The sequence below is a fragment of the Comamonas sp. w2-DMI genome, from assembly GCF_040187735.1.
GTDB lineage: Bacteria > Pseudomonadota > Gammaproteobacteria > Burkholderiales > Burkholderiaceae_C > Comamonas > Comamonas terrae.
In genome coordinates this window covers 132,704-139,229 of sequence record NZ_JBANEL010000013.1, presented here as the reverse complement: position 1 = coordinate 139,229, position 6,526 = coordinate 132,704, and the positions used below count along the sequence as shown (strand labels likewise).

Genomic DNA, 6,526 nt, shown 5'->3' with positions numbered 1-6,526 from the left:
GTGAACAGGAAAGCCAACAGAATCAACGATCTACCAACACCACCCCCGCGCCAGTGCTGGGTTTGCGTACCGCCAGTTATTGCACTGAAAACGAGGGGACCCCCTCAGTGAGTATCCATTCGTCAATGGACTGCGACAGGGTTCTGCCATCGGCCGTGCGCAGATTCACCGTGACTTTGTCGGCTAGTCGTACCTTGATACGGTCGTATACCACTTCACGGGGTGTAACGACGTTGCCAGATGCGTGAACTGAAATCGTCGCGCCATTGAAGCTTAGCGCCTTCTTCCTAAGCCAGTGCTGGACAGGCAACATGCAGCCTGGAGCGACAAACATGCCATCGGATGCCAAGGCCATCGAGTATGCAGCAAAGGAACTGCCCATCTCCAGGCTTGATGGCACTGGTGGCATGTCGCAAAAAATTGGTGTCGAGCATTGCGAAAGCATTTCCTTCGAGTAAAGAACCAGAGCGCCGCGGCGTGGTTGCTTTTGCACATCTGCAAAGGAGATCACCTGCGAGCTGATCACATCAGAAAAGATCGTCATCTCGGGGAAGTAGCGCAGCAATGCTCGGTAATGCTGGCGCTGGATACTCTCTAAACCATCTTCAGCCTCAATACGCAAGAGCAACTGGCCTACGGCCATTTTCATAGCGCGCATGGCCTTGGAGGTGAATTCTTGAAGGTTGACCATTTCCATTTGGGTGGTAATGCGTGCGTCACGCGGATTCATAAAGACGATTGATTTCCTGCCTTCCACTTGCAGGGCCACCCCACCCATGCAGGTTGAATACCCCTGCGCCGCAGATGCCAGATCGACATACACAGTCACATCCTCAACGTGCACCAAACACGGATTGTTCTCGCGCGGCATCCTTTGCACGATTTCACCGTTGATTACCACTGGGATCGGGCATGCCGCGAACGCGCCAAATCTGCCTGGCCCAGAAGGTACGAATGCCCCGGGGTCAGAGACACCGACGACGCTGATTACCGTTCCCGAGGCGGCTACTGCAGGCTCTAGTTCCCATGGCGAATCTGCCATCACACTCTGTCTGGTGAGCCGTGTACGCAAATAGCAAGACGCAATTACCAAGGTGCGGGAGAAAAACAGGGTCTGTGCAAGTAGGAGCCCGTGGGGCATACCCAAATCGAGCACTCCAGCCGCAGCTTCTCTCTTCCAACTGCTATGGATTTCCTGCAACGCTATTTCTCTCCCGTCATGTGCAAACTGGAAAAGCCCTTCCTGAATTGAGATGTGGATGCAGGTTCCTCCGGCAGATATTGCGCTGCGCACTAGAGCATCCGTCACATCAAAGGGCTGAATACCTTTAATGGGATCGCGGAGGTATTTCGCAAGCGGACTGGGTACGTCTGGCAGGGAGGAATCGAAATGCATGTGGAGTAGAGAGGCAATGCACCAAGCACATCAATCCACGATATCGAAACCTTGTTCACAAGCTGCGCGCGAATCTTCACATTGACGCTGTGTTTTCGCCTGGCACAGCATCTGGTCGTTTGACTGGGGGATGTTAGTGAGTGGACCCGGCTACGCAGGCAGTCAAAACTGCGTAGTCTTCTCGCATCACTGCGAGTTACATCTGCCCCTGAACACGTCAGGCACAAATGCAGGTATGGCTGAAAGGAGCCAACTTTTTCGGCTTGGGAGGCCAAAATCTGTGATCAGTCTTCACCGTGGGGCGTCCACGATGCGCGTTCCGAAATCTTTTGCAGTCCCGTGTCTCTCTCCCGTTTCGTTTCCCGCATGGTGACGGCGGAAACGTGGAGATCTTCGACTTGGATGCACCCAATGCAGGGCATAAGAAATTCGGGGGTACGACTGTACGGAAACCTGTACCCGGTAATACGGGCGGGATTCACTAAATTCGGGATCTTTCGATCTGCGATCTCTCATGAGAACGCGGGTTGCCCTTGGGAGGGGCGTAGCTGGCTGCGAGGCCAGGATGCTCTTGCGAGCGGGGACCGGCGATGGTCCAGGTTAAGGCTGGTTCCCCAGCCGGTGCACCTAGCGTCTGAGACTGCTGGGCGCGGGCCGTTAAGCCAGGGGTGAGCATTGCTGCTCGGGGTCGATAGCTCCACGAGCCACCACATGCCTCTAGGGGCAGAGTACGAGTCCTTTGACGGACCAAACAGCCACGAGGGCCGAGTGCAGCGGATCTTAAACCAACTTTCGCAAAAACTTAGTTTCGCTATGCCCTGTGGCAACCTGTTCTATCCGCGCTTGGAAATTCCAATTCCTCACTCATGCACTTGTCACGGCTGGCTTTTTTGACTGCTTCTCTTTCCGAAAGAGTCTTCAAAAAAAGTCTGCAAAAACTTAGTTTTCACCTTTTTTTGAGGGCTGATGGGTGGTTTCCCATCCAATCTCGCAGGGGAGACAGAGGGGTGGGCCCCTTCCTAGCAGGTTCTATTCAATCGCTGTGTCCGCCCATGGAGGACACAACGTGCACCCCATGTCGAGCTGTGCACGCTGCTTAGTTCTCCCGTAGGGTTGCCGAGTCGGGTGCGCGAATGAACCGAAACGTTCCTTCATCGTTCAATGCAGTTGACGACTTATGGCCCAGTTGTGGCCCATCGTGAATTCTCGGGGAGCTAAGGGGGCCTCAATTGGCCCAGCTTTGGGCCAATTACGGCCAATGAAACTGGCACCAAGGTGAACCAAAACCTACTTTGGGTCAATTCTGGCCCATGCATGGCCCGGAACATGGCCACACCAAAAGGAGGTGAGTAAACTAGGCGACTTCATGGCCCAGACTTGGGCTGATGCCGGCCCATACTTGGCCCTCCAAAAAGAGACTTCAGCTGCTGTGAAGCTAGAGCACTTCTTTAAAACAGCACAAATGAACTAGGTTTACAGCCGATCTTGTTCATATATTTCTGCGATTATCTTTTGAACAATTTCGGAAATACCGCATGACCATCGAAACCAAGACCCCCGTTATCCCAAACTCCGCATCTGACATTGGCTTCTTTACGACAAAGCTCGCGGCTATGGGAAGTAATGGACAACCTGAGTTTTTTTCGTTCCCATCTCAACCCGCGCGTGTTCAAAGCGCTCAAATCGTGAGTACCGGAATGAGTAGCTTGGCTGGAGTCAATGTTACCGTTGATGACTCTCTGTTCTTTGTTGGACCTGATTCGGCATTGCACACCAAAGGCCGTGAATCCCGGACTATCTCAGAGAATTTTGCAAAAACGAGTGAATATAAAGCTCTATTCCTGGGGTCGCTTCATTATCTTCTCCGTATTCACAGCAAAACTGTAGGAGATTCTAATAAAGTTGATATTCGTCGCTTGGTGGTTGGTCTCCCGCTTAATACTTTCATGGAGATGAAACAATACATCAGGGAGATTTTCGAAGGAAAGCACAAAGTACCATCGACTATCAAGCACAACGAAACTGTTGAGGTCCATGTAAAATCAGTGACGGTTATTCCACAGCCTCAAGGTGCGTTGATCAGCTCTGGGGTCAAGATTACTGAAAAAGCAGCAATGGCTGAATATTATTCACAAAATATTCTTGTCATTGACCTGGGTGGTGGAACCTGTGACTGGTTATTGACCAATAACCAGAAAGTGATTTCCTCGCGTTCTGGTGCATATCAAAAGGGTGTTCTTGCATGCGTGTACGCCATCTGCGACTCCATCAACAAGACATTCGCAACTGACCCATTGGCGGTTCAGCGCATTGACGATGCTCTGAGAAATGGAAAGGCAGAATTCAAACTGGGAGGTGGTAACGTTTACAAGCTGCAGGATTACAAACAAGCAGCACAACACGTTCTGTACGAATGCCTCAACCAGATCATCACTTCTGTAGGCTCACTGACGAGTGTTGATCAGATTATCTTCACAGGTGGCGGAGGAAAGCTCTTGTATGAGGCGGCACAAGAAGCTTGGTCCGAATACGAGAAGATTATGGTTATTGACGATAATTCAGTTTTCTCAAACGTATATGGCTTCTTTCTTTTGGGGGAGATGCTGAATGGATGAGGAAACAGATGTCATTACCTTGCGACCAAGGTTGACTATTTTTTCTGACGTACATCCAGAGCTTTATGCAGTGTTTAAGAAGACTCCCCAAAGTCGTCACAATGCAATGGTTCTGAATATGCTTGTCCGACTGGCAACCCTTGAGAAATATGTCGGGCAAGGAAACGCAACAGTACAAACAGGCAGTGCCTCCGTGGCTCTTAACTCAGGTCCACCTATACATCCTGCCAAAAGCGTTCGGAAAGACCAGAAGCCTGTACCGGGGCCTGAAGAACAAAAGGTGATGAAGGAACCAGCTAGTAGTTCACGTCCCAATATCGGTGACATGTCCTCTGTCTTGGGTGGAATGCTGGAACAAGTGAGCTGACTTGCACTGACGGGCTTTTCTGGCAATATGGATGAAAGGAGGCAGTTATGAATAAGTTCAGCTCTACCTATGTTGCCATGCACGATCACAGCGGGAAGCCGTTGCACAAGGCCCGTATAACCATCAAAGATTACGTACCTGTGCTGAATAACACCCTTGCTTATTTTGTCTTTAAGCGCAAGGTATATGCCGATGCTTATGACTTGAATGTAGCGAGGGATGGCAAGGTTCCGTTTGACTTCTTTGTCAAACGTGCAAAGCACTATGGCTATCTCTACGTTGAAGTTCCACAGGGCATCAAGGCTGCTCTGTGCTTCTACCGCGATTTCTATCTGAAAATGCTGGCCCGATAATTATGCGGGTGTGAGATCCTCTGGGAGCATGGAGTTCTTTGTGAAGGTAAGAACCACTGTACTGCTACTGGATACCTTGCGTAGGCCCATATAGACTCCATTCAGAAAGACATGCTCCCCTCCTCTGAATAAAGATTGCCAGAGGATCGGAAAATCCTCATCGACAGTCACTGTCCTATTTTCTCGCATTCTCAGTATAGCTTGAAGCAGTTGGCAATTCTGAATTGGCTGCCAGGTTCTTGCACTGTAGATGTGCAGAGGTATCTGAAGCCCTATTCCCGCCATCGCAAAAGATTCCACGCCAATGCGACGGCCAATGCCCAAAGCCCTAATTTTCAGAGTCTCAGCCTCTGATGCTTCCGCATACGTGAATGTTGCTAAATGATGTGAGTTCGCAGTTAAGGTGCAAACAGTAAGACCTCTCGAATTCAGTGAAACCTCATACCCGTTAAAAAGGTTCTTGAGGATTTGGCCCATTTTTATGTGGCCATCGTTTCCCCGCATCTTGATACAGGTGTTGATTGCATTGACATCGCAGTGATTAATACCCTTGCCACTCAATACAAGCGCCCCCTCTTCAAAGTCAAAGTCAACTGACTCAGCATCCAGTTCTGCAAAAAGCAGCAGTGCGGCTTGCATGAAGTGAAACGCCTTGGCGCGATGGTCTGAAGTAGTCATGCCGTAATTTTTCCGCATTTGTAGTTTGAAACCGTCCTATATTCCTTTGATTTAAGCAAAAAAAAGCCCACAGCTTTTACGCTGTGGGCTTTTCAGTTCTCCATGAATGGCATCGGCTCCATGGCATGATTGCCATTTTTCCCTTTTGTCAGAAATATACCTGCACAACCAGTCGTTGTGTCGGTGCCATTGAGCCACACCACCTACCCTTTTTCTTGGCTTTTTTCCAAAAGAGCCTTCAGCTCTCTAGGATCATCGCTAGATATAAAAAGTATGCGGTGCGTGCTTGTGGTATCTGAGATCAGTATTCGCCTGGCCATCACCGGGGAGTAAAGCGCTTTGCAATGCGCCAGCGGCTGTCGAAATGCTCTTGATACTGAGATGCAACCGAAGTCGCACCCCACAGTACCAGGACATTCTCAGAATTGGAGTGAGCCGCAGCCTTGCTGTAGTTGAAAGAGCCCGTCTGCACGGTCGTTCTGTCTGAAATGATTACCTTGTCATGGAAGATAGGGTAATCCTCTACCAATCGGACATCAGCGCCAGCATTAGCCAGAGCTGAAAGTGCCGCTTGAGCGTACTGACCACCCTGGCCGGTGGAGTTCTGCTTTTGATCAGCGACGACGCGCACGCGTACCCCACGCTTCTGAGCAGCCAATACAGCACGCGTGACATCAGCGGAGGTGAAGCTGTAGGCCATCAGGTCCAAGCTCTTCGAGCTCGAATTGATCACCTTCAGGACGAGCGGTAGAGCGCCTTCGTTGGGAGAAAAGGCGACTTCGATCTTGCCAACCTCACCAGGTGCCGCAGCTGCTGTACCTGAGGAGGAGATCGATGAGGACGTGATGGATTGAGCAGCTTTGACCGCTCCATGCATCAGGCCACTGTAATCCATGCCTACTGCATGTCCTGAACCAACGTAGATAAGCGTTAGCACTGCGGCAAGTTTTGTTGTGCGGTGCTTCAGGGTATGCAGGGTGTTAACGAGTTGTTGTTGAAGAAAGCTGGTAGTCATGTCCTGCCTTATGGAAATGTGCAGGCCATGCCCTAACGGGCTAGGCCCGCGAGGGTTGATGAAAGATGCCGAGAGGCACAGTTTTGAGGCCGAAGCCGCAAA

General features: G+C 50.6%; 6 protein-coding genes. 3 read left to right on the top strand and 3 right to left on the bottom strand.

Annotated features, from left to right (window positions below; genetic code table 11):
- Positions 1-76 precede the first annotated feature (76 nt).
- Positions 77-1,396 carry a hypothetical protein gene (locus V8Z74_RS15185; protein WP_349709951.1) on the bottom strand — a complete coding sequence of 440 codons (1,320 nt, stop codon included), beginning with the start codon at positions 1,394-1,396 and terminating at the stop codon, positions 77-79.
- A gap of 1,535 nt (positions 1,397-2,931) precedes the next feature.
- On the opposite strand from V8Z74_RS15185, the gene V8Z74_RS15180 reads away from it, so the two are divergent.
- Genes V8Z74_RS15180 through V8Z74_RS15170 form a run of 3 tightly spaced genes read left to right on the top strand, consistent with a single transcriptional unit; the run spans position 2,932 to position 4,731 of the window.
- A complete protein-coding gene (locus V8Z74_RS15180) occupies positions 2,932-4,011 on the top strand; it encodes a ParM/StbA family protein (protein ID WP_349709950.1) in 1,080 nt (359 codons plus the stop codon).
- Positions 4,004-4,378 (top strand): hypothetical protein, encoded by a 375-nt coding sequence (locus tag V8Z74_RS15175; protein WP_349709949.1) that lies wholly within the window; start codon positions 4,004-4,006, stop codon positions 4,376-4,378. Before V8Z74_RS15180 ends, V8Z74_RS15175 begins: the two co-directional genes overlap by 8 nt.
- Before the next feature lie 47 nt (positions 4,379-4,425).
- Entirely contained in the window at positions 4,426-4,731 is a 306-nt protein-coding gene (locus V8Z74_RS15170; protein ID WP_349709948.1) for a hypothetical protein, read from the top strand.
- On the opposite strand, the gene V8Z74_RS15165 is transcribed toward V8Z74_RS15170, so the two are convergent.
- Both V8Z74_RS15165 and V8Z74_RS15160 read right to left on the bottom strand, forming a co-directional pair.
- Complete coding sequence (locus V8Z74_RS15165) at positions 4,732-5,409, bottom strand: hypothetical protein (RefSeq protein ID WP_349709947.1); 678 nt, start codon at positions 5,407-5,409, stop codon at positions 4,732-4,734.
- A 319-nt stretch (positions 5,410-5,728) separates the two neighbouring features.
- Positions 5,729-6,424 carry a phospholipase D family nuclease gene (locus V8Z74_RS15160; protein WP_349709945.1) on the bottom strand — a complete coding sequence of 232 codons (696 nt, stop codon included), beginning with the start codon at positions 6,422-6,424 and terminating at the stop codon, positions 5,729-5,731.
- Between the last annotated feature and the right edge of the window lie 102 nt (positions 6,425-6,526).

Bases quoted from the DNA above. Each gene is read 5' to 3' on its own strand.
- V8Z74_RS15185 (WP_349709951.1), bottom strand. From the start codon at position 1,396: ATGCATTTCGATTCCTCCCTGCCAGACGTACCCAGTCCGCTTGCGAAA.
- V8Z74_RS15180 (WP_349709950.1), top strand. From the start codon at position 2,932: ATGACCATCGAAACCAAGACCCCCGTTATCCCAAACTCCGCATCTGAC.
- V8Z74_RS15175 (WP_349709949.1), top strand. From the start codon at position 4,004: ATGGATGAGGAAACAGATGTCATTACCTTGCGACCAAGGTTGACTATT.
- V8Z74_RS15170 (WP_349709948.1), top strand. From the start codon at position 4,426: ATGAATAAGTTCAGCTCTACCTATGTTGCCATGCACGATCACAGCGGG.
- V8Z74_RS15165 (WP_349709947.1), bottom strand. From the start codon at position 5,409: ATGACTACTTCAGACCATCGCGCCAAGGCGTTTCACTTCATGCAAGCC.
- V8Z74_RS15160 (WP_349709945.1), bottom strand. From the start codon at position 6,424: ATGACTACCAGCTTTCTTCAACAACAACTCGTTAACACCCTGCATACC.